21 protein-coding genes are annotated in these 20,357 nt (G+C 53.6%); 14 read left to right on the top strand and 7 right to left on the bottom strand.

Annotated features, from left to right (window positions below):
• Positions 1 to 10 precede the first annotated feature (10 nt).
• From L2Y54_RS02455 to ureG, 8 genes are all read left to right on the top strand, one after another.
• Complete coding sequence (locus L2Y54_RS02455; RefSeq protein WP_236499631.1) at positions 11 to 232, top strand: hypothetical protein; 222 nt, start codon at positions 11 to 13, stop codon at positions 230 to 232.
• Entirely contained in the window at positions 225 to 1,052 is an 828-nt protein-coding gene (locus tag L2Y54_RS02450) for an urease accessory protein UreD (RefSeq protein WP_236499630.1), read from the top strand. The genes L2Y54_RS02455 and L2Y54_RS02450 overlap by 8 nt, the downstream gene beginning before the upstream one ends.
• A 13-nt stretch (positions 1,053 to 1,065) precedes the next feature.
• On the top strand, positions 1,066 to 1,368 hold the full coding sequence (gene ureA / locus L2Y54_RS02445; RefSeq protein WP_202715659.1) for an urease subunit gamma: 303 nt from the start codon (positions 1,066 to 1,068) through the stop codon (positions 1,366 to 1,368).
• A gap of 10 nt (positions 1,369 to 1,378) precedes the next feature.
• Positions 1,379 to 1,684: an urease subunit beta gene (locus L2Y54_RS02440; protein ID WP_236499629.1), complete on the top strand. Its 306-nt coding sequence runs from the start codon at positions 1,379 to 1,381 to the stop codon at positions 1,682 to 1,684.
• Positions 1,684 to 3,411, top strand: coding sequence for an urease subunit alpha (gene ureC, locus L2Y54_RS02435; RefSeq protein WP_236499628.1), 1,728 nt, complete (start codon positions 1,684 to 1,686; stop codon positions 3,409 to 3,411). The genes L2Y54_RS02440 and ureC overlap by 1 nt, the downstream gene beginning before the upstream one ends.
• Before the next feature lie 9 nt (positions 3,412 to 3,420).
• Complete coding sequence (gene ureE / locus L2Y54_RS02430; RefSeq protein WP_236499627.1) at positions 3,421 to 3,891, top strand: urease accessory protein UreE; 471 nt, start codon at positions 3,421 to 3,423, stop codon at positions 3,889 to 3,891.
• The gene (locus tag L2Y54_RS02425) at positions 3,875 to 4,555 is read left to right on the top strand and encodes an urease accessory protein UreF (protein WP_236499626.1); all 681 of its coding nucleotides are present in this window, start codon (positions 3,875 to 3,877) and stop codon (positions 4,553 to 4,555) included. Before ureE ends, L2Y54_RS02425 begins: the two co-directional genes overlap by 17 nt.
• Before the next feature lie 122 nt (positions 4,556 to 4,677).
• Positions 4,678 to 5,295, top strand: coding sequence for an urease accessory protein UreG (gene ureG / locus L2Y54_RS02420; protein ID WP_236499625.1), 618 nt, complete (start codon positions 4,678 to 4,680; stop codon positions 5,293 to 5,295).
• A gap of 305 nt (positions 5,296 to 5,600) precedes the next feature.
• Here the strand turns inward: ureG and L2Y54_RS02415 are convergent, their stop codons facing one another.
• Positions 5,601 to 7,751, bottom strand: coding sequence for a S8 family serine peptidase (locus tag L2Y54_RS02415; protein ID WP_236499623.1), 2,151 nt, complete (start codon positions 7,749 to 7,751; stop codon positions 5,601 to 5,603).
• Between the two features lie 236 nt (positions 7,752 to 7,987).
• Between L2Y54_RS02415 and L2Y54_RS02410 the strand changes: the two genes are divergently transcribed.
• The gene (locus L2Y54_RS02410) at positions 7,988 to 9,259 is read left to right on the top strand and encodes a DEAD/DEAH box helicase (protein WP_236499621.1); all 1,272 of its coding nucleotides are present in this window, start codon (positions 7,988 to 7,990) and stop codon (positions 9,257 to 9,259) included.
• On the opposite strand, the gene L2Y54_RS02405 is transcribed toward L2Y54_RS02410, so the two are convergent.
• Positions 9,256 to 10,389, bottom strand: coding sequence for a GNAT family N-acetyltransferase (locus tag L2Y54_RS02405; protein ID WP_236499619.1), 1,134 nt, complete (start codon positions 10,387 to 10,389; stop codon positions 9,256 to 9,258). The two genes, L2Y54_RS02410 and L2Y54_RS02405, sit on opposite strands and share 4 nt — an antisense overlap.
• 107 nt (positions 10,390 to 10,496) lie before the next feature.
• Positions 10,497 to 12,980, bottom strand: coding sequence for a DNA topoisomerase I (locus L2Y54_RS02400; RefSeq protein WP_236499617.1), 2,484 nt, complete (start codon positions 12,978 to 12,980; stop codon positions 10,497 to 10,499).
• A gap of 209 nt (positions 12,981 to 13,189) precedes the next feature.
• Between L2Y54_RS02400 and L2Y54_RS02395 the strand changes: the two genes are divergently transcribed.
• Positions 13,190 to 13,558, top strand: a complete 369-nt coding sequence (locus tag L2Y54_RS02395) for a hypothetical protein (RefSeq protein WP_236499616.1) — start codon at positions 13,190 to 13,192, stop codon at positions 13,556 to 13,558.
• 112 nt (positions 13,559 to 13,670) lie between these two features.
• Positions 13,671 to 14,873 carry a pyridoxal-phosphate-dependent aminotransferase family protein gene (locus L2Y54_RS02390; protein WP_236499615.1) on the top strand — a complete coding sequence of 401 codons (1,203 nt, stop codon included), beginning with the start codon at positions 13,671 to 13,673 and terminating at the stop codon, positions 14,871 to 14,873.
• Here L2Y54_RS02390 and L2Y54_RS02385 read toward each other — a convergent pair.
• A complete protein-coding gene (locus L2Y54_RS02385; RefSeq protein ID WP_236499614.1) occupies positions 14,870 to 15,313 on the bottom strand; it encodes an NfeD family protein in 444 nt (147 codons plus the stop codon). The two genes, L2Y54_RS02390 and L2Y54_RS02385, sit on opposite strands and share 4 nt — an antisense overlap.
• The gene (locus tag L2Y54_RS02380) at positions 15,313 to 16,188 is read right to left on the bottom strand and encodes an SPFH domain-containing protein (protein WP_236499613.1); all 876 of its coding nucleotides are present in this window, start codon (positions 16,186 to 16,188) and stop codon (positions 15,313 to 15,315) included. The genes L2Y54_RS02385 and L2Y54_RS02380 overlap by 1 nt, the downstream gene beginning before the upstream one ends.
• A 96-nt stretch (positions 16,189 to 16,284) precedes the next feature.
• On the opposite strand from L2Y54_RS02380, the gene L2Y54_RS02375 reads away from it, so the two are divergent.
• The 3 genes from L2Y54_RS02375 to L2Y54_RS02365 all read left to right on the top strand — a co-directional run bounded on the left by L2Y54_RS02375 (position 16,285) and on the right by L2Y54_RS02365 (position 18,499).
• Complete coding sequence (locus tag L2Y54_RS02375; RefSeq protein WP_236499612.1) at positions 16,285 to 17,364, top strand: hypothetical protein; 1,080 nt, start codon at positions 16,285 to 16,287, stop codon at positions 17,362 to 17,364.
• Between the two features lie 12 nt (positions 17,365 to 17,376).
• On the top strand, positions 17,377 to 17,610 hold the full coding sequence (locus L2Y54_RS02370; protein WP_236499611.1) for a hypothetical protein: 234 nt from the start codon (positions 17,377 to 17,379) through the stop codon (positions 17,608 to 17,610).
• 106 nt (positions 17,611 to 17,716) lie between these two features.
• Positions 17,717 to 18,499 (top strand): transglycosylase SLT domain-containing protein, encoded by a 783-nt coding sequence (locus L2Y54_RS02365; protein ID WP_236499610.1) that lies wholly within the window; start codon positions 17,717 to 17,719, stop codon positions 18,497 to 18,499.
• Positions 18,500 to 18,502: 3 nt separating this feature from the next.
• Here the strand turns inward: L2Y54_RS02365 and ppk2 are convergent, their stop codons facing one another.
• Together ppk2 and L2Y54_RS02355 are read right to left on the bottom strand one after the other, a co-directional pair.
• Positions 18,503 to 19,318, bottom strand: a complete 816-nt coding sequence (gene ppk2, locus L2Y54_RS02360) for a polyphosphate kinase 2 (protein WP_236501985.1) — start codon at positions 19,316 to 19,318, stop codon at positions 18,503 to 18,505.
• Between the two features lie 351 nt (positions 19,319 to 19,669).
• Complete coding sequence (locus L2Y54_RS02355; RefSeq protein WP_236499608.1) at positions 19,670 to 20,344, bottom strand: PspA/IM30 family protein; 675 nt, start codon at positions 20,342 to 20,344, stop codon at positions 19,670 to 19,672.
• Positions 20,345 to 20,357: the final 13 nt, after the last annotated feature.

Raw genomic sequence — 20,357 nt, 5'->3', positions numbered from 1 at the left:
AACCGTACCCATGCAATCTTGCCGTGTACCCATGACATTCCTCCTTGCCCTATTGTCGGGCGTTACCGTTGCCCACGATGGCATTATGCACCACCCCGAAACCCATTCAGAGCTGGCGCACTTCGCTGCACACCTGTGGATGGCAGTGCCAGTGGCAGTGGGTGCTGCCTTGTTGGTTTGGGGGGTAAAGCGTTACCTCGCCAAACGCACTGATTCGTCTAAACGTGATTGAAACGGCGTGTACCCAAGGCTGGCAAGCCGAGTTACGCCTCGGTTTTGCGCAGCGTAGCACCAAAACCGTGCTTGCCAGCCGTTCCCAGCGCGGGCCATTGGCAGTGCAACGCCCGTTTTACCCCGAAGGTGAGGTTTGTCACGCTTATGTATTGCACCCGCCGGGTGGTGTCGTGGGTGGGGATCAATTGCAAATGCATTTTCAGGTTGCCCCGAATGCCCATGCTTTGCTGACCACACCCGGCGCAACCAAGTTTTACCGCAGTGCTGGATTACCAGCGCAACAACACCAGCATTTCCAGGTCACGCAAGGCTGTCTGGAATGGTTGCCACAGGAAAACATCTTTTTCCCCGGTGCAAATACCGCCTTGCACAGCACGATTCATTTGGACACGACGGCGCAATACATCGGCTGGGAAATTCACTGCCTCGGTCGCCCGGTGATTGATGAGATTTTTGCAACGGGCCGGGCATTATTCAAAACCGCGCTCTACCGTGATGGCAAACCGCTATTGCTGGAGCGCTTGCTGATTGCCGACGAAACCGCTTTGCACACCGCTGCTGGATTACGCGGGCAACCCGTTGTCGCTACGTTGCTGGCAACTCCGGCAAGCACAGCAGTATTGGAACTTGCTCGCACCCAATGCGCTGAATTACCCATAGGACAAGCGGGCGCAACCCTGCTCAACAGCGTGTTAGTGGTGCGTTATTTGGGGAATAGCACCGCGCAGGCACACCGCCTGTTCCGCGCTATCTGGCAAGCCATCCGCCCATTAGTGACAGGGCGTACCGCCACCCCGCCGCGTATCTGGAATACTTAAGGAGCATCACTACATGGAACTCACCCCCCGCGAAAAAGACAAGCTGCTGCTATTCACCGCAGGATTACTCGCCGAACGCCGCAAAGCCCGTGGCTTAAAACTCAACTACCCTGAAGCGATTGCCTACATCAGTTGCGCGATTATGGAAGGCGCACGCGATGGGCGTTCTGTCGCCGAAATGATGGATTACGGACGCACCCTGCTGACCCGTGACGACGTGATGGATGGCATTGCCGACATGATCCACGACGTGCAGGTGGAAGCCACTTTCCCCGATGGCACTAAACTCGTCACTGTGCATGACCCGATTGTGTAAGGAGTACCCCATGATTCCCGGACAACTCTTCCCCGCCGCTGGCGACATCGAACTCAACGCAGGGCGCGAAACCGTCACCCTCACCGTTGCCAATACTGGCGACCGCCCGATTCAGGTGGGTTCGCACTACCATTTCTTTGAAACCAACAACGCACTCGCGTTTGAGCGGGATCAGGCACGCGGTTTCCGCCTCAATATTCCCGCCGGAACTGCCGTAAGGTTCGAGCCGGGGCAAACCCGCGAAGTCGAACTGGTAGCCTTTGCTGGCACACGCGAAGTCTACGGTTTCCAAGGCAAAATCATGGGGGCATTGTAATGGCACGGATTAGCAGACAGGCTTACGCTGAAATGTACGGCCCGACCACCGGCGACCGCGTGCGTTTGGGCGATACCGCACTCATTATCGAAGTCGAACACGACCACACCGTGTACGGCGATGAAGTCAAATTCGGCGGCGGCAAAGTCATTCGCGACGGCATGGGGCAATGCCAGCGCAACGACGCCGAAGTCGTGGACGTGGTGATTACTAACGCGCTGATCCTCGATCATTGGGGCATTGTCAAAGCCGACATCGGCATTAAACACGGGCGCATTGTCGGCATCGGCAAGGCAGGCAACCCCGACACCCAAGCAGGCGTAAACATTCTGGTTGGCGCAGGCACGGAAGCGATTGCAGGCGAAGGCCACATTCTCACCGCTGGCGGGATTGATTCGCACATCCACTTCATTTGCCCGCAGCAAATCGACGAAGCCTTAATGTCGGGCGTGACAACCATGCTCGGCGGCGGCACAGGGCCTGCAACCGGCACGAATGCCACCACCTGCACCCCCGGCATTTGGAATATGCACCGTATGTTGGAAGCCGCCGACAGCCTGCCGATGAACCTCGGTTTCTTGGGCAAAGGCAATGTCAGCCTGCCTGAACCCTTGCGTGAACAAGTCGCAGCGGGCGCAATCGGCTTGAAACTGCATGAAGACTGGGGCACAACCCCCGCTGCCATCGACAACTGCCTGACGGTGGCGGATGAGCTGGATGTGCAAGTCGCCATCCACACCGACACACTCAATGAATCCGGCTTCCTTGAAGACACGCTTGCCGCCATGAAAGGCCGCGTGATCCACACTTACCACACCGAAGGCGCAGGCGGCGGACACGCTCCCGACATTATCAAAGCCGCAGGGCAGGCAAATATTTTGCCGTCCTCCACTAACCCGACCCGCCCTTACACCATCAATACGGTCGACGAACACCTCGACATGCTGATGGTCTGCCACCACCTTTCCCCCGCGATTGCCGAAGACGTGGCATTTGCCGAAAGCCGCATTCGCCGCGAAACCATTGCCGCTGAAGACATTTTGCACGACTTGGGCGCGTTCTCAATGATTTCGTCGGATTCACAAGCGATGGGGCGCGTTGGCGAAGTCATCATCCGCACATGGCAAACCGCGCACAAAATGAAAGTGCAACGTGGGCATCTCTTGCCCCCCTCTACCTCTGGGAGAGGGGCTGGGGGTGAGGGTAATGACAACTTCCGCGCCAAACGCTACATCGCCAAATACACCATCAACCCCGCGATTACGCACGGCATTTCCCACGAAGTCGGCTCAATCGAAGTCGGCAAACTCGCGGATTTGGTGTTGTGGAAACCGGCGTTTTTCGGTGCAAAACCGAGCCTGATCATCAAGGGCGGCATGATTATCGCAGCCCCGATGGGTGACCCGAATGCCTCCATTCCCACCCCGCAACCCGTGCATTACCGCCCCATGTTCGGCGCATTCGGCAAAGCCAAACACGCCACCACCATGACCTTCCTCTCGCAAGCGGGCTACAACGCGGGTGTGCATCAGCAATTAGGGCTGCAAAGCCTGATTGGTGTGGTGAAAAACTGCCGTACTATCAGCAAAGCCAGCATGATTCACAACGATTACCAGCCGGTGATTGAGGTCGATTCGCAAACCTATCAGGTGCGGGCGGATGGTGAATTGCTGATTTGTGAGCCAGCGAGTGAATTGCCGTTGGCGCAGCGTTACTTTTTGTTTTAAGAGGTGGCTATGCTGAAGATCGAACGTATTCTGGATAAAAGCAGCGTACCACCCCGCCAGCCGCACCTGTCGCTGACCTTGCCGCACGAACGCCGCATTATCAGCCGCCAGCGCGTCACCCTCGACGATGGCAGCGATGCAGGCTTATTCCTGCCACGCGGTTCCAGCCTACAACATGGCGATGTCCTGCAAGGTGCAAGCGGCGAACTCATTCGCATCCAAGCCGCGCCCGAAACGGTATCTACCCTGACGTGCGCCGACCCGTGGTTACTGGCACGCGCCTGCTACCACCTCGGCAACCGTCATGTGCCAGTGCAAATCATGCCAGGGATGATCCGTTACCAACACGACCATGTACTGGATGACATGTTGCACGGTTTAGGCTTGCATGTAGTGGTCGAGCAAGCGCCGTTCGAGCCGGAAGCAGGCGCGTATGGTGGCGGGCATTCGCACGGACATCATCATGACCATGATCACTGACCTCGCACTGCTACGCCTGCTGCATCTGGTCAGCCCGACCTTGCCGATTGGTTCGTTCACTTATTCGCAGGGGATTGAATGGGCGGTGGAATGCGGCTGGATTACCACTCCCGCCGATTTGCAAGGCTGGCTGGCAAGTCAGTTGCACAGTGGCATGACGCATCTGGATATTCCGGTGTTGCAACGCATGTATCACGCCGTCGAACGCGCTGATGTGGAAACGCTGGAATACTGGATTCACATCCTCAACGCCAGTCGCGAAACCAGCGAGTTATTGCTGGAAGAAAAGAATCGCGGGCGGGCGTTAACCGATTTGCTGATTGCCTTGGAAATCCCCAATGCTGCCCGCTGGAAACCGCTGCTGGCACAAAGCCAAGCGGCTGCTTTCGCACTTGCGGCGGTGCATTGGCAAATCCCGTTGCAACAAGCCGCTTACGGCTATGTGTGGAGCTGGCTGGAAAATCTGGTGTTGTCGGCGGTGAAAATCATCCCGCTGGGGCAAACGCAAGGGCAGAAAATTTTGCATGAAATGACCGCACTGCTACCGGAGGTGGTGGCGCAAGGTTTGCAAGTGGCTGATGACGACATTGGCGCAGCATCACCCGCGTTAGCCATCGCCAGCAGTCGTCACGAAACCCAATACACCCGTTTGTTTAGATCGTGAAGAAACCCCTCCTAACCTCCCCTTATCAGGGGAGGAACAAGAAGGCGGCACATCTTTCTTACTCCCTTCCCTGATAAGGGGAGGGTTGGGGAGGGGTTTCTTCAACAAAGGAGAAAGTAACTATGTCCAATCCATTGAGAGTTGGTGTCGGCGGCCCGGTCGGTTCCGGCAAAACCGCGCTACTGGATGCGCTGTGCAAAGCCATGCGCGACACTTACGACATCGCCGTTGTCACCAACGACATTTACACGCAGGAAGATGCGCAATTCCTGATGCGTAGCGAAGCCTTGCCCGTGGAACGCATTGTCGGTGTGGAAACCGGTGGTTGTCCGCATACCGCGATCCGCGAAGATGCGTCGATGAACCTTGCTGCGGTAGAAGATTTGCAAATCCGTTTCCCCGAACTAGACCTGATTTTCATTGAAAGCGGTGGTGATAACCTGTCGGCAACCTTCAGCCCCGAACTCGCCGACCTCACCATTTACGTGATCGACGTGGCAGAAGGCGAAAAGATTCCGCGCAAAGGCGGCCCCGGTATTACCCGTTCTGACTTGCTGGTGATCAATAAGATCGACCTTGCACCTTACGTGGGCGCGTCACTGGAAGTGATGGAGAGCGACAGCAAACGGATGCGCGGTGAACGTCCGTTTGTGTTCACCAACTTGAAGGAAAAGCTGGGTTTGCAGACGATTGTTGATTTTATCATCCACAAGGGCATGTTGGCGATGGCAAGTTCCTGAGCCTGAAAAATCCCTTTAGTAAATAATTGCTTGCTAATATTTGTCCGCGTTCGGGATATGGCGTTACGCGCTGTTTCTCGGTACGCTCTCCCACAAACTGTGTCCTACCGACCAGACTGAAATGCAAAAACACCCAAGTCGGAAATCTGAGTGACGGCAGCATTGACGACGCTTGCCCGCCACTGAAAGTTTTGCTGCATAATTGCGCGGATTTGCTAGGGGCGTATTGACGATGTGGTTGATTTTTTGAGTTAGAAGCAGCCGTTTGCTCCGTCCGGTCATGGGCGGAGCAAACAATCAATGGCTTATTGCACGAGTATGTCTTCTTTGATGGAACCCAAAAGGGTGTCTTTGCCGGGGCCGCCCCATAAAATATCACGCCCAGAACCACCAGACAGCGTATCGTTACCATCGCCACCGTAGAGGATGTCATGACCATCACCACCTGACAGGTTATCGTTACCTGCCCCGCCACAAATGAGGTCGTTCCCCCCTTTGCCGTCGATATGATCATTACCATCTAGCCCGACAATGACATCATTACCGTCGGTGCCGACAAGGTTATCCGCGCCATTCGTACCCAGAATGGTGGCAAGCTTGCCGTGACAGTACCACGCTTTTGGTGGTGATATTTGGTCTACGGCACGCAACGCATCCACAAATCCGTAACCCGTGCCATAATCGAAACCGCGATCAAAGATTTCCGTATTGGGGTCATCCATATCCCGTGCTGTGCTTTTTAGAGCGTTGTAAACCTGATCAGGCGAGGCAAACGGATTTCTTTCCCGCATTAGGGCGGCGACACCCGCCAAGTGTGGGGCGGAAGCAGACGTACCAAAAAAATCAGGATACCCGGAATTGTCTAAGTCAGGACCACTAAAAAACGACGTGTCTACGCCGTCAGGGCCGACGATAGCCGGTTGTTCGCGTTGTTCCGGTTTGGCTAGGCGATTGCCATTGGTATCAAACAAGATAGGTGTTCCCCCAGCGGATGAGTAACTTTCCACAAGCGCTGGATTCTGCCCAAATTTCGGGGTTTCGCGATAATAAGCGGCTCCCACTCCCATGCCGCCACGGCTATTGGCGTGACTGGTTATTGTACCGCTGTTGGTATCGTGTTGATCGGTAATGCTTGCACCATACACAATGGTTTTTAATTTGCTGGGTTTGTTGCCTTCCAGCCTGACAATACGGAAGCCCACGTTTAATGGTTGATCGGGGCTGAGATTGGTTGCGCCAAAGAACTCTAGGGAATCCCCGCCAATATTGAAAATATCGCTGACGCCAAAAAAATTCTGTGGCTCACAACCACTGCCAACATAGACCAGCAGACCAAGGTCATTGGTAGAACCTGTGCCACCTGCGGATGCAAATGGTTCATCCCATTGCAGTAGCCATTGGAATGTAGCGCCGGGTGGGGCTTGAATTTCAAAACAACTATCCACTCCAGCACTCGGATCGAAATCGACAACATCAAATGGGAAGCCTAACGAGTCATCAATGGCTTCTGCATAGTCAGTGAATTCCGCAGAGTCCCGCCCACTGTTACCGGCGGAACTCAAGTAGGCTACTCCTCGGCTTTTTACCTGATCAATGGCTTGAGAAATGATGCCATCTTGGAAGTAGGGTTCGGTCAGATAGAAAGCATCATCGACAATAACTTTTGCTCCCGCATCTGCTAGATTAATAATGCCTTGCGCAAAGTTGGCCATTCCACCATCGGCAGTGTGAAATAATAAGGGAGCACCGGGAGCGACATCGTGGGCAACTTCCATGAGAGCGCGACCTTCATCAACCACAATACTGTCGCAAAAACCTTCTTGCAAAGTCTTAACATTGCTGGGTAATTCCCCGTTGGTTACACCCAATGCAGCACCGCCCAGACAATTGTAACTGTCAGAGAGTACCCCAATGGGCACAGTTTTGCCGCTTACATCCAGTGTGCGCCGTGCTTTGTCAGCTTGAATGGCTTGATCGCCTTGGCTTTTTACTTTTCCGCTGGTTTCGTTCCAGGAGTTGGTGGAGAGGAGAGCGGAACGTGCAAAACGTAATTCTGTGACGTTTTCCATTTCTGCCAATTTATTGACGGGGAAACGCCCTGAGACGACGCGCCCAAAAGTAGCGACATTGTTCATTCCCAGTGATGTCAGCTTTTGTGCTAAAGCGGCGGTATTGCCATCGGTAGCAATCGCATCAATGACCACGTAGCCGTTGGCGGTCGGTGGCAAGAGGGTACTCATCAAGGCGTTTGGTGCTGCAAGGCTTCTGGTGGTACGGGTGTTGCTGGCGACTGCGAGTTGATCCAGTCCACCTTGGAGCTTGCTTGGGGTGCGTGGTGACTGCATAAGTTGTTGCAAAGCCGCTGGTGTTTGTGCCGTCGTTGTTTCCGCACAAACCGTGCTCCCAGCGCTGAAACCGGCTGCAATCAGGCAACCCGTCAGGATATTTTTTAACATAAATGAACTCTCTGTTATCCATTAGAAGAGCTTTTGATATTAGTTTTTTATTTTTTTGTTTATAGAATAAATGGATTGATGTGTATGAAATAGTAGACGAATGGAAGGAGAACATACGCTTAATGAAAGAATTTGCATGAAATGCCGTACAATAGGCGAGCGTCTTAAACGGACGCTTACCTTGCCGTTTACTTCCTCACTAAACGCCTAAAACAGGTATCAAGGAACAACTAAATATGGAACAGGAACTCGAACAGGCACAGGCTGTTCCCACCTTTACAGACTTCGCCCTCGCCGCGCCGCTGTTACAAGCCGCGCAAAAAATGGGTTTCACCCAACCCCGTCCGGTACAGTTAGCCGCGATTCCACGCGCCATGACGCGCCGCGATTTGCTAGTCAGTGCCGAAACCGGCAGCGGCAAAACCGCCGCGTTTTTGCTGCCAACCTTGCACCATTTGCTGGCAAACCCGTCCGAGTATTTCGGTACGCGGGCGTTGGTACTCGTGCCAACCCGTGAATTGGCGAAGCAAATTCACCAGCAATGCTTGCAACTGACCGAATTCACGTCGCTAAAAGTGGGGCTGATCACGGGTGGGGCCGATTTTCGCGTGCAGCAAAACATGCTGCTGAATAATGCCGAAATCGTTATTGCTACACCGGGGCGCGTGCTGGAATTAATGGAAGCGAAAACCCCAGAGTTTTCACGTCTGGAAGTGCTGATCCTCGACGAAGCCGACCGGATGCTGGAAATGGGCTTCAGCCAAGAGCTGGAAACCATCGCGGCGGCGTGCAATAAAGAGCGCCAAACGCTGCTGTTTTCTGCCACGCTCCAGCAATACGGCATGATTAAAATCGCTGAAAAGCTGTTGCGTGACCCCGAAATGTTGCGCCTGAATACGCTGCAAGATGAGCACGCAAACCTTGAGCAACAGGTGATTATTGCCGACGATATTGCGCACAAACAGCGTTTGCTGGCGTGGTTGCTGCTAAATGAAACGTTTGCGAAAGCGGTGGTATTCACCAATAGCCGTGCGCGGGCGAGTGAGTTGGTCGGCGGTTTGCAAGCCAAGGGCGTGCGTTGTGGCGTGTTGCATGGCGAGATGGATCAGAAAGAGCGCAACCGCATTATGGCGTTTTTCCGTGATGGCACAATCAAGGCGTTGATTGCGACCGACCTTGCGGCGCGAGGTTTAGACATTGCAGGTGTGGAATTGGTGATCAATGTGGACGTGCCGCGCACCGGGGTACATTACATCCACCGCATTGGGCGCACCGGGCGCGGCGATGCGAAGGGCACGGCGATTACCCTCGTGCAAAGTTCCGAATGGAATTTAATGGTGAATATCGAGCGGTTTTTGAAGCAACGTTTCCAGCGACGTAGCATCGAAGGCTTAGTCGGCACATACACTGGCCCCCAAAAACTCAAAGCCTCTGGTAAGGCGGCGGGTAGCAAAAAGAAAAAGCTTGCGAAAAAAGCGGCGGCAGCCAAAAAAGGCAAAAAGCGCTAAGGTTCGCGATAGGGCAAATGTTCACTGGCGGAACGCATGTAGTCCGCCACACTGCCCTTTTCATACTCCGCATGACGCGCCACTGCTTGCCGAAAGGTCTCTTCCCGCAACCAATGCGCCGAACGGGTTAGAGTCGGGATAAACCCACGCGGAATCTTGTGTTCCCCCTGCGCTCCCGGCTCAAATACCTGCAAACCTTGGCGAATGCAGTGCTCAATGCCTTGGTAATAACACGCTTCAAAATGCAAGCTGTCAATGTCTTGGGTGCAGCCCCAATGCCGCCCGTACAAGCGCGTGGCACTGGCAAACATCAAGGAACCAGCAATGCATTCGCCCTCACGGTTATCCGCCAGAATCAGCAACACCTGTTCGCCCAGCGCCGTTGCCATTTCGCGGAAAAAACCGACGTTCATGGTGGGGATGCCCCACTTGCTTTCAAACGTGTGTTGGTAGAAAAACGCAAACCGCGCCCAATCATCTGCTGTTGCAGTATTGCCATTGAGCAGGCGTAAATTAACCCCAGCATCCACCACTTTACGGCGTTCCTGCTTAATGTTTTTGCGCTTTTTCGAGGTGAGGGCAGCGAGGAAATCGTCAAAGCTGTGGTAGTCCGCATTGCGCCAATGAAACTGGCAATCGTGCCGCACGGTTAAGCCTTGCGCTGCCAACCATTCCAGTTGATCGGCGGGAGAAAACAGGCAATGGAAACTGCTGCATTGCAAGGCTTCTGCGACTTGCATCACTGCCGAGAGTAAATAGGGAAACAGTTCCGCTTCGCGCCCGGTTTGCACCAATAAGCGTTGCCCGCTGGCAGGCGTGTAGGGAATCGCGGAAACCAATTTGGGGAAATACTTCATCCCTTCGCGCTCATACGCCTGCGCCCACGCATGATCAAACACGAATTCGCCATAGGTATTGTACTTTTCGTACAAGGGCATGGCGGCAACCAAGACATCGTGTTCGTACACTGCAATATGGCGCGGCAACCAGCCGAATGCTTCGCCCACACAGCCGTGATGTTCCAGTGCCGCCAGAAATTCGTGGCGCAAGAATGGGTTGTTGTCCTGCACCAGTGCATTCCACTGCGCGGCGGGGATGGCATCAAGATGATCGAGAATTTGAATTTGCATGGAGGCGGATGCTACCCCGTTCACGCCAGGTGAACAATTTCCCCAGTAATCCTCTGGCAGATTACCGCCGAGTGCAGCGGTAATCGCCAGTTGCGAGGTAACAGGCGTTAACTCGCTGATTTTTTGGAACTAGGCGTTTTTTTGCTTGCAGCCGGTTTCTTCGCTACGGGCTTTTTGGCAGTAGCGGTTTTTTTCGGCGCTGCTTTGGCTTTCGCAGGCTTTGCCGGAGCATCTGCGGCTGGCTGTTCTGCCGATTCTGTTGCGGGCGTAGCGGCTGCTTTCTTCGCGCCTTTCTTGACAGATTTGGCTTCGGCAGCGACGGCAATCAAGGCTTCGCATTCTTCCAAGGTCATGCTGTCGGGTTCGCGGTCTTTGGGCAGACGCGCTTGCACTTTGACGCGCTTAATGACTTTGTTGATGTACGGCCCCCAACGCCCTTTGAGGATTTGCACGCCATTGCCGAAATCCACCAGAATCTTTTCGGCATCCTTGATTTTTTTCTCGGCAATCAGCTCCAGCGCCCGCTCCAAGGTAATGGTGTGCGGGTCGTCTTCCTTTTTCAGCGATGCAAATTGGTCGCCGTATTTGACGTAAGCGCCAAAGCGCCCGACATTGGTGCTGATGGCTTTGCCGTCTTCGGTGTCGCCTAATTGGCGGGGTAGTTTGAAGAGTTCCAGCGCTTCTTCGAGCGTCACTGTGTCCAGCTTCATGCCGGGGCGTAACCCCGCGAAGACCGGCTTTTCCTCATCGTCTTTGGTACCGATTTGTACCATCGGACCAAAGCGCCCTAAACGCACCGACACGGGTCTGCCACTGGCGGGATCAATGCCAATCTCTCGCGATTGCAGCACGTCGCTGCGGTTGACGCTTTCCATCTTTTCGTCAACCAGCGTGTGGAACGGTTGCCAGAAAGCATCCATCACCGGAACCCAAGCTTTTTCACCGCGTGAAATTTCATCCAGCTCATTTTCCAGATTCGCGGTGAAATCGTAATCGACGTATTGGGTGAAATGCTCCGTCAAAAACCGGATCACAATGCGCCCAATATCGGTCGGGGTGAAACGGCGGCTTTCCAGCTCGACGTATTCACGCGCCAACAGGGTGGAAATAATGCTGGCGTAGGTCGAGGGTCGCCCAATGCCGTATTCTTCCAGTGCTTTTACCAAGGAGGCTTCCGAGTAGCGCGGTGGCGGCTCGGTGAAATGTTGTTCGGCAGCAATGTCATGGAGAGTGACGCTTTCGCCTTCTTCCAACGGTGGCAGCGGGTTTTCCTTTTCGCTGGCACGGTCATCCAAGCCTTCCTCATACACCAGCAAGAAACCGGCATCGCGGATGGTCGAGCCGGAAGCGCGGAAAAAACTGCCTGCTTCAGCACTTAAATCCGCCGAGACCGTATCCAGCGTGGCGTAGATCATTTGGCAGGCAACCGTGCGTTTCCAGATCAACTCGTACAGCTTGAACTGTTCTTCATTGAGGTGGCTTTTGACCTGTTCCGGTGTGCGGTATGCCGAAGTGGGGCGTACCGCTTCGTGGGCTTCCTGCGCATTTTTGGATTTGGTTTTGTAGAAGTTCGGCGTTTCCGGCAGCTTGTCTTGTCCGTAACGTTGCTCAATCAAGCCGCGCAATTCGCCGATGGCTTCGTTTGCCAGCGTTACCGAGTCGGTACGCATGTAGGTGATTAAACCCACCGGCCCGCTGCCTAAATCAATGCCTTCGTACAATTGCTGGGCAACCCGCATGGCGCGTTGGGTGGAAAACTTGAGTTTGCGCACCGCTTCTTGCTGCAAGGTAGATGTGGTGAACGGCGGCGCGGGGTAACGCTTGCGCTGTTTTTTCTCGACTTTGCTGACTAACAGTTTGCCGTTAGCAGCTTGCAGCAAACGCTCACGCACTTCGGTTGCTCGCGCTTCATTATTAATGTCGAATTGGTCGAGTTTGTGGTTATCCAGCGTGTGCAAACGGGCGTTGAAGGCTTGCCCGTTTTTGGCATTTTGCGCGGTCATCGTCCAATATTCTTGGCGGACGAAGCGCTCGATTTCGTCTTCACGTTCCACAATCAGACGCAAGGCGGGGCTTTGCACCCGTCCGGCGGACAGGCTGGGTTTAATTTTGCGCCATAGCAACGGGGAGAGGTTGAAACCGACCAGATAATCCAAGGCACGGCGGGCTTGCTGTGCATCCACCAAGTCATAGGCAAGGTCACGCGGGTTGGCAATGGCTTCTTGCACGGCACGTTTGGTGATTTCGTGGAAGACCACACGCTGCACATTTTTTCCCTTGAGTGCGCCGCGTTCGTTCAATAATTCGTATAAGTGCCAAGAGATGGCTTCGCCTTCGCGATCCGGGTCAGTCGCGAGGTAAAGGTTGTCGGCTTTTTTGAGCGCCCGCGCAATCGCATCGACGTGCTTTTGGTTGCGGTCGATGATTTCATAGCGCATCGCGTAGCCGTTGTCGGGGTCGACAGCGCCTTCCTTGGGGATCAGGTCACGTACATGCCCGTAAGAGGCCAGTACTTCAAACCCGTTACCCAAGTACTTTTGGATGGTTTTCCCCTTGGCTGGAGATTCGACAATTACTAGGTTTTCGCTCATTTCTTATGCTTCTGGGCGACGCTGCCCGTATTTCGATTAGTCACAAGGCGGCATTTTATGCTTGTAATCGGGGTGAAAGTAAAGTTTTGCCGCCGTAAAAAATGAAATTAGCTATATTGCGCTTCAGGGGCTTTAGCTATTTGTACTGAAATTTGCGTTAATATTGGTGGTTGAAATCACTGGCGTGCATCAGCACAAGGAATTTAGTTATGAGTATTCGGCATACATTTATTTATGCATGTTGTGCGCTTAGCGTCATTGGCTGTGCCAGCGTGCCGCCTGCGGAGCAGTTGCAGCGTGAAATGGTGGGAGTGAGTGGTAAGTCCGTGCTCTTTACCACCGGCTACCGTGATGGCTGCCAAAGCGGGTTATCGGCGGGAGGGAATAAGGCGTTCACCTACGCCAAAGATTTGAGCAAAGCGAATACACCGGATTACAAGTTGGGGTGGGAAGATGGCTTTCGCGTCTGCCAGTCGCGCCAAGTGCAACGCAATAGTCAACGCAACGGTTACGATGGCTTTGGCTCACCTTACCCCTGGTTGCCGCGCACGGGTGTGACGATTGGGGTGCAGTTGTAGTGCATACATCGGCTGTATCGCACCGTTGCGATACGTGCAACATGACAATACTGTTACTATTCAGGCGAATCCGCGTAAAATTGCCTGACTTATTTTGAAGGACAGCCTTGCCATGATCGAATTACTCCCCCCGCCCAGTATTGTGCCACTGGAACACATTCTGCCCGATGAGCCGTTATTAATGATGGGCGCGGGGCCTGTGCCGATTCCGCAAAAAGTCGCGGCGGCAAATTCCATTGTCATCAATCACTTGGGCGAAACCATGAACCGCGTGATTGAACAAGTCAAGGACATGGGGCGCTATGTGTTCCAAACCGAATCCAGCCACGTCATGGGCGTGAGTGGCCCCGGTTCGGCAGCAATGGAAATGGCGGTTGCCAACCTAGTGACTCCCGGCTCACGGGTGCTGTGCATTACCAATGGTTATTTCAGTTTGCGCATGGCAGAAATGGTGCGGCGGGTGCGGGCAGAACCGACCATTTTAGAAGCTTCCCACAACGAAGGCGCGGATGTTGCCTTGGTCGAACGCGCTTTGCAGCAAGGGCAATTTGATGTCGTTACCTTGGTGCAAGGCGAAACCTCCAACACGGTGTGCAACAAAAACCTCAATCAAATTGCCAAGCTTGCCAAACGCTACGGCTGTTTGGTGATCGTTGATGCGGTGTGCACCCTAAGCACCATGCCGCTGGCAATGGATAATTGGCAAGTGGATGCGATTATTACCGGCGGGCAAAAGGGCTTGTCGTCGATTCCGGGCGTGTCCTTGCTGGCATTTTCTGAGGAAGCCTGGGCGAAAAAGATTGCGCCGCGCAAAGAGTTGCCCTTCCACTGGTGTTTGGATGCGCAACTGGCGGATAAATTTTGGAATCAAAAATCCTACCATTACACCGCGCCGGTTTCCGGCATCCTCGCTTTGCACGAAGCTTTGCGCTTGGTGTGTGAAGAAACCTTACCGCAACGTTTTGAGCGCCATTTACGCTGTTCCGAAGCCCTGCAAGCGGGGATTGAAACCATGGGCTTGCAATTGCTGATCGACAAACCGCACCGTCTGAATTCGGTGGTGGGGATTGTTGTGCCCGATCATGTGTCTGCCGATATAGTCCGTGCACACATGTCGAAAGTGCATAAAGTGGAAATTTCCGGCGCGTTTGGGCTGAATATCTTGCGTATCGGGCAAATGGGCGAACAAAGCCGCGCTTACAACCTGTTCCGCACCTTGCACGCGCTCGGTTCGAGTATGCGGGCAGCGGGGGCGGAACTGGATTTGCCAGCGGGGATGGCAGAAATGGAACGGGTATTGTCGGGCGAAGGCTAGGCTTTTTCCACGATAAAAATCACCCCGTCTACGCCGGTAACACGTACCCGTGTGCCGGATGGCAGATCGTCACCGCGCACCCGCCAAGCCGTGTCGCCCACACGCATGGTGCCGCGCCCGTTGATAATCGCCTCGGTTAAGGTGTATTCCTTGCCGAGGTGACTGTGCAAACGGTTATTGAGATCGGGCGTATCGGAATGAATATTCGCCTCACTGAAGCGCGATTTACGCCAGCCAAATACGCTTACCAGTGACACCAGCGCGAAAATCAGGATTTGCCCACTCAACGGCAATGACGGGATTAGCCACAGGGCAATACCGGCGATGATCGCGCCAAACCCGAACCACATGACCAGCATCGCGGGAATGAAGACTTCCAGCGCCATTAGCAACACGCCGAAAATCAGCCAATGCCAGAATTCCAGTGCTAGTGTCTCCATCAGGTTTTATCCTTCATCGCTTTCCAAAGTTCATTGATGCTGCCGATGGAACCCATCAGACCACTGGTATCCAGCGGCATGAAAATGGTTTTTTGCTGGTTGGAATCGGCAAACTTGCCCAATGCTTCGACGTATTTTTGCGCCACGAAATAGTTGAGGGCTTGCACATCACCTTCCGCGACGGCTTTGGACACCATTTGGGTGGCTTTCGCTTCGGCAAGCGCTTCGCGTTCGCGGGCTTCGGCACGCAGGAAGGCGGCAGTTTTCATGCCTTCGGCTTCGAGGATTTGCGCTTGCTTTTTGCCTTCGGATTCAGTGATTTGGGCGCGTTTTTGGCGTTCGGCGGTCATTTGCAAGTTCATGGCGCGTACCAGTTCCTGTGGTGGTTCGATGTCTTTGATTTCGACACGCAACACTTTGACACCCCATGCGCTGGTGGCCTCGTCCACAATGGTGAGCACCCGTATGCCGATTTCATCACGCTTACTCAACAGATGATCAAGCTCCAAACCGCCGCACACCGAACGCAAGTTGGTCATGATTAGGTTCAAAATAGCGTGTTGCAGGTTAGCCACTTCATACGACGCTTTGGCGGGATCGAAAACTTGGTAAAACACCACGCCGTCAATGTTGACGTTGGCATTGTCGGCGGTAATGACTTGTTGGGGAAGGATGTCGAGTACCTGTTCCATCATGTTCACTTTGCGCCCGACGCGGTAAATCACCGGAATAATCAAGCCCAAACCGGGTTGCAGGGTGGTAACGTAACGCCCAAAGCGCTCGACGGTGTAGTTGTAGCCTTGTGGTACCATTTTTACGCCCATGAAAATGAGCGCGGCGATGAAGACCAGAATGGCGATGGCAAATTCAGTCATGAGGTGGCTTCCTATTTGATGATTATGGTTATTACATAATCTTGAGTGTAGTCTTACCGACTGCAAATTGGCATATTTACCCGACGAAAAATGTTTATGAAACACCTTGTTGTCGACATCTCCGCCCACGGCTTCGGTCACGTGGCGCAAACCTCAGCGGTATTGAACGCACTCGATTGCACCAATATCCGCCTGACCATCCGCTCCAGTGCTGCGGAACGTGTGTTGCGCGAACGCATCCGCCATCCTTTCACCCTGATTTCCTACCAGCAGGATGCAGGCATGTTGATGCACGATGCGCTGCGGGTCGATGTTGCCGCAAGTATGCGTTGGTATGCCGATTTCCACGCCAATTACGCCGCTCGCAAAGCGCAAGCCGCCCGCGAACTGGCACAACTCCAACCCGACTTGCTGTTCGCGAATGTCCCATATCTGAGTCTGGATGCTGCCGGGGAATGCGGCATACCCGCCATCACCTTGTGTTCGCTGAACTGGGCAGATGTGTTCCACACCTACTGTGGCGGATTGCCGGGGGCGGCGCGGATTCGTGAGGAAATCTTACACGCTTACACGCAAGCCGAATGCTTTCTGCAACCTACACCGTCAATGGATATGCACCCTGCCATTCGCACCCAGCCTATTGCTCCCATTGCCGCGTTGGGTAAACGCAATCCCGCCTGGTTACGGCAACAAGCAGGATTGCCCAATCATACCCGCTTCGTGTTAGTGGCACTCGGTGGCTTGGGCATGGAATATCCACTGGAAAACTGGCCTCGAATTCCCGGCGTTTGCTGGATTTTTCCCGATGTGGCGTTGACCCAAGCGCGTGCTGATTTTTTGCCAACTTCGCTATTCGCCTTGCCTTATGTGGATTTGCTGGCGTCGTGTGATGCCGTGATGACGAAAACTGGCTACGGTACGCAGACCGAAGCAGTCGTCAATCAAGTGCCGACTTTATGCATTAACCGCCCAGGCTGGCCGGAAGAACCCAATTTACCCGATTGGCACGCGCAACACGGCGAACTGATCTTGACCGACTGGCAAACGATACAAGCAGGCACATTTGCCCAACAAATCTTGGCATTACTGGAAATGCCGTGGCGAAAACCGCTAGTATTCCCTAACGGAGCGCAGCAGGCAGCCGAGCGCCTGCTAAATCGAATAACTTCACTCTAAGGAGCAAACACCATGCAAGACGGCATCATTCAAGACAGCATGAAAGGCATTTCCAATATTGCTGATAACCCCTACAAGCATTTGCAAAAAATCGCTGGGGAATTGGATAGTTACGATACTCGCGACAAAATTGACCGCGTGTTGGATGAATTGGATTTCATTCATGAGCTGATTGACCCGGAAGCACAGCCAATGGTGTCACAAGTGACGAAAACCCTGATGGAACGTTACCGTGCACTGGCTTAATTATTGACAATAAAAAATCTAATCTATATATAAATAAAAATATTTTTATTGATCATTAGTGGTTTCTTGCTTAAAAGGTTCACTTTGAGTAAAGAGTGTCCACCTCATGAGAAAAACGATCCACCGCGCCGTCAGCGTGTCGCTGGCGTGTGCTGCGCTAATACTGGCAACTGCCACCCTCAACTTCGCCCATGCCGCAGGCTGCCAAACCCTCAGCAGCAATAACCTGCAAGCCAGAGCCAGTGCGTATAAACCTTTGATTCAAAACGCTGCTGCCCAACACGGCGTAAGTGCCAGTCTGGTCAAAGCGGTGATTACGGTGGAAAGTTGTTTCCGCCCTAAAGCACGTGGCACGCTGGGAGAAAAAGGCTTGATGCAACTCATGCCCGCCACCGCCCGCCGTTTCAACATTAAAAATGGGTATAACGCCCAGCAAAATATCCACGGTGGCACACGTTATCTCGGTTATTTGCAGCAACGCTACAGCGGTGATTTACCACGCATGGTCGCCGCTTATAACGCAGGCGAAGGCCGCATCAAACCGGGCGGGCGTATTCCCAATAAAGCGTATGTGAGTAAAGTAATGCAGGCTTACAGTAAGTTTTCCGGCAAAAGTGCCAGCTTAGGTGCGGATACGAAGGCAAGCCCCCGTGCCGCTGTGAGTGTGAAACAAGCTGCGTTGAAAACCGCGTCAACACCTGCCGCTGCGCCAGTAGGCAAGGCTTTACCCTGGGCTGATTTGCACAGTGGCACGTATCACGTGAAAACCGGTGATACCGTATACGAGGCGATGCGCCAAACCGGCGTGCCGGTCAAAAAGTTGGTGCGTTTGAATAACCTATCCGCGCCTTACACCATTAAGGCGGGACAGGTATTAAAGCTAAAGTAAGCCTTAGCTGTTGTTGCCGCCAAAGCTGGCTCGCCCGACGATCAGCGGGTCAGCTTGGCTGATATTGCGAAGATCTTTGCCGGTATAGTCCATTTTGTTCAGCACGTAACGCATGGCGTTGAGACGCGCCCGCTTTTTGCAGTCTGACTTAATGATGATCCACGGGCATTCGGACGTGTCGGTGTGGAAGAACATGGCTTCTTTTGCCTTGCTGTATTCATCCCATTTTTCGAGGGATGCCAAGTCAATCGGGCTAAGTTTCCATTGCTTGAGCGGGTGAATTTCACGCTCTTTGAAACGACGGCGCTGTTCTTTACGGCTTACCGAGAACCAGAATTTAATCAGATGGATGCCACTGTTAGCCAAATGGCGTTCCAATTCTGGGGCTTGGCGCATGAAAGACAGGTACTCCGCTTCGTTACAGAAGCCCATCACCCGCTCAACACCGGCACGGTTGTACCAGGAGCGATCCATTAGCACGATCTCACTGGCAGACGGTAAGTGTTGGATATAACGCTGGAAATACCATTGTCCGCGTTCCATTTCGGTGGGTTTTTCCAGTGCCACGACGCGAGCACCCCGTGGATTGAGGTGTTCCATGAAACGTTTGATCGCGCCGCCTTTACCCGCTGCATCGCGACCTTCAAACAGAATCACGACCCGTTGCCCGGTTTCGCGTACCCATGCTTGCAGCTTGAGTAATTCCACTTGCAGGTGGTATTTCTGTTTTTCGTAAGATCTGCGTGACAGGCGATTTTTATAGGGGTAAACCGCAGAGCGCCAGTCATCGACTAATTCATCGTCGGGGCTGATTGGCATTCTGGCTTCGTATCGTTGCCAGCGTAACAGGGCGGCTTTGAGTGCGGCGGCATCATCGGGCGATGCGCCTTCCAAAATCGACTCCAGCGCTTTGAAGGCGGCGGCACTATCGGTTGGCTTGGGGTCGATGTGTTCCAAAATGTCTTCAGCAGCACTGATTTGCGCATCAGACGCTTCCGCGCTGGCTTGCAGCACGGCAAACGTTTCCACCGCCTCGGCAGTAATCGGATCGGTTTCCATCGGTTCGGTTGCGTTAATTTGCTCTTTATCCATTAGGCACTCCACCTTCTTGTCATCAAATTTTAACTTGTCCATGTTAGCAAACTTAAGGCAAACAATTGCTGACAAATGTCAGGGCTGTGGGGTGTTACGCAAGCGTGCCAATACCGCTGCGGCTTGTTCGCGTGCCTGCTGAGCGGGCGGTAAATCGCCGTTGAGGTAAGCATCAATGTCTTGCTGCGCCTGCATTTGGTCGTCAAAAGCATCGTGGCGTTGGCGAATGCGCTCCAACGAATCTTGCATCCGCGCAAATTTGTCGCTGTGAACGTTGGCATGGCGGGACAGTTTGCCGACCGCTTGCTGGGCGTGTTGGGTCGCTTGTGCCATGCGCAATTCAGCGCGGTAATGTTCCAGCTTGTTGGCGGTGCTTTTCAGGGTTTGCAACAGCCGCTGTTCGTAAGCGTGCAATTGCGCGTGTTGGCGCTGTTGCTGTTCTAAGCGCACTTCGTGTTGACTGAAATCTTCTGCCAGTGACAGCGCGGCGGTTTCATCGCCTTGTTCGAGGTGGCGGCGAATCAGTGCCTCTTTCGTTGCCAATTGGGTTTTTTGCGCCTCAAGCTGGCGTTGCAGGCGTAATTTATCAGCCATGACTTGTGCCAAGTGTTGCTTGGCTTCGCGTAAATGGCTTTCGGATTCGTAAATTTCCTGCCCAAAAATGCGGGTGGCGTTGGCATCGACGGCGCTTTCCAGTACTTCGCGAGTGCCGCCACGTACCGCCGTGGCGAGTTTTTCGATTAAGTAAAACATGCGGATTGCCTCC

It is taken from the genome of Thiothrix winogradskyi (assembly GCF_021650935.1).
In the GTDB taxonomy this organism is placed as follows: Bacteria; Pseudomonadota; Gammaproteobacteria; order Thiotrichales; family Thiotrichaceae; genus Thiothrix; species Thiothrix winogradskyi.
The sequence above is the reverse complement of the archived record's forward strand: the minus strand, read 5'-3'. Positions and strand labels throughout refer to the sequence as shown.

Excerpts from the sequence above, each read along its gene's own strand:
- L2Y54_RS02455 (WP_236499631.1), top strand. The coding sequence starts at position 11 with ATGCAATCTTGCCGTGTACCCATGACATTCCTCCTTGCCCTATTGTCG.
- ureA (WP_202715659.1), top strand. The coding sequence starts at position 1,066 with ATGGAACTCACCCCCCGCGAAAAAGACAAGCTGCTGCTATTCACCGCA.
- L2Y54_RS02440 (WP_236499629.1), top strand. The coding sequence starts at position 1,379 with ATGATTCCCGGACAACTCTTCCCCGCCGCTGGCGACATCGAACTCAAC.
- ureC (WP_236499628.1), top strand. The coding sequence starts at position 1,684 with ATGGCACGGATTAGCAGACAGGCTTACGCTGAAATGTACGGCCCGACC.
- ureE (WP_236499627.1), top strand. The coding sequence starts at position 3,421 with ATGCTGAAGATCGAACGTATTCTGGATAAAAGCAGCGTACCACCCCGC.
- L2Y54_RS02425 (WP_236499626.1), top strand. The coding sequence starts at position 3,875 with ATGACCATGATCACTGACCTCGCACTGCTACGCCTGCTGCATCTGGTC.
- ureG (WP_236499625.1), top strand. The coding sequence starts at position 4,678 with ATGTCCAATCCATTGAGAGTTGGTGTCGGCGGCCCGGTCGGTTCCGGC.
- L2Y54_RS02415 (WP_236499623.1), bottom strand. The coding sequence starts at position 7,751 with ATGTTAAAAAATATCCTGACGGGTTGCCTGATTGCAGCCGGTTTCAGC.
- L2Y54_RS02410 (WP_236499621.1), top strand. The coding sequence starts at position 7,988 with ATGGAACAGGAACTCGAACAGGCACAGGCTGTTCCCACCTTTACAGAC.
- L2Y54_RS02405 (WP_236499619.1), bottom strand. The coding sequence starts at position 10,389 with ATGCAAATTCAAATTCTCGATCATCTTGATGCCATCCCCGCCGCGCAG.
- L2Y54_RS02400 (WP_236499617.1), bottom strand. The coding sequence starts at position 12,980 with ATGAGCGAAAACCTAGTAATTGTCGAATCTCCAGCCAAGGGGAAAACC.
- L2Y54_RS02395 (WP_236499616.1), top strand. The coding sequence starts at position 13,190 with ATGAGTATTCGGCATACATTTATTTATGCATGTTGTGCGCTTAGCGTC.
- L2Y54_RS02390 (WP_236499615.1), top strand. The coding sequence starts at position 13,671 with ATGATCGAATTACTCCCCCCGCCCAGTATTGTGCCACTGGAACACATT.
- L2Y54_RS02385 (WP_236499614.1), bottom strand. The coding sequence starts at position 15,313 with ATGGAGACACTAGCACTGGAATTCTGGCATTGGCTGATTTTCGGCGTG.
- L2Y54_RS02380 (WP_236499613.1), bottom strand. The coding sequence starts at position 16,188 with ATGACTGAATTTGCCATCGCCATTCTGGTCTTCATCGCCGCGCTCATT.
- L2Y54_RS02375 (WP_236499612.1), top strand. The coding sequence starts at position 16,285 with ATGAAACACCTTGTTGTCGACATCTCCGCCCACGGCTTCGGTCACGTG.
- L2Y54_RS02370 (WP_236499611.1), top strand. The coding sequence starts at position 17,377 with ATGCAAGACGGCATCATTCAAGACAGCATGAAAGGCATTTCCAATATT.
- L2Y54_RS02365 (WP_236499610.1), top strand. The coding sequence starts at position 17,717 with ATGAGAAAAACGATCCACCGCGCCGTCAGCGTGTCGCTGGCGTGTGCT.
- ppk2 (WP_236501985.1), bottom strand. The coding sequence starts at position 19,318 with ATGCCAATCAGCCCCGACGATGAATTAGTCGATGACTGGCGCTCTGCG.
- L2Y54_RS02355 (WP_236499608.1), bottom strand. The coding sequence starts at position 20,344 with ATGTTTTACTTAATCGAAAAACTCGCCACGGCGGTACGTGGCGGCACT.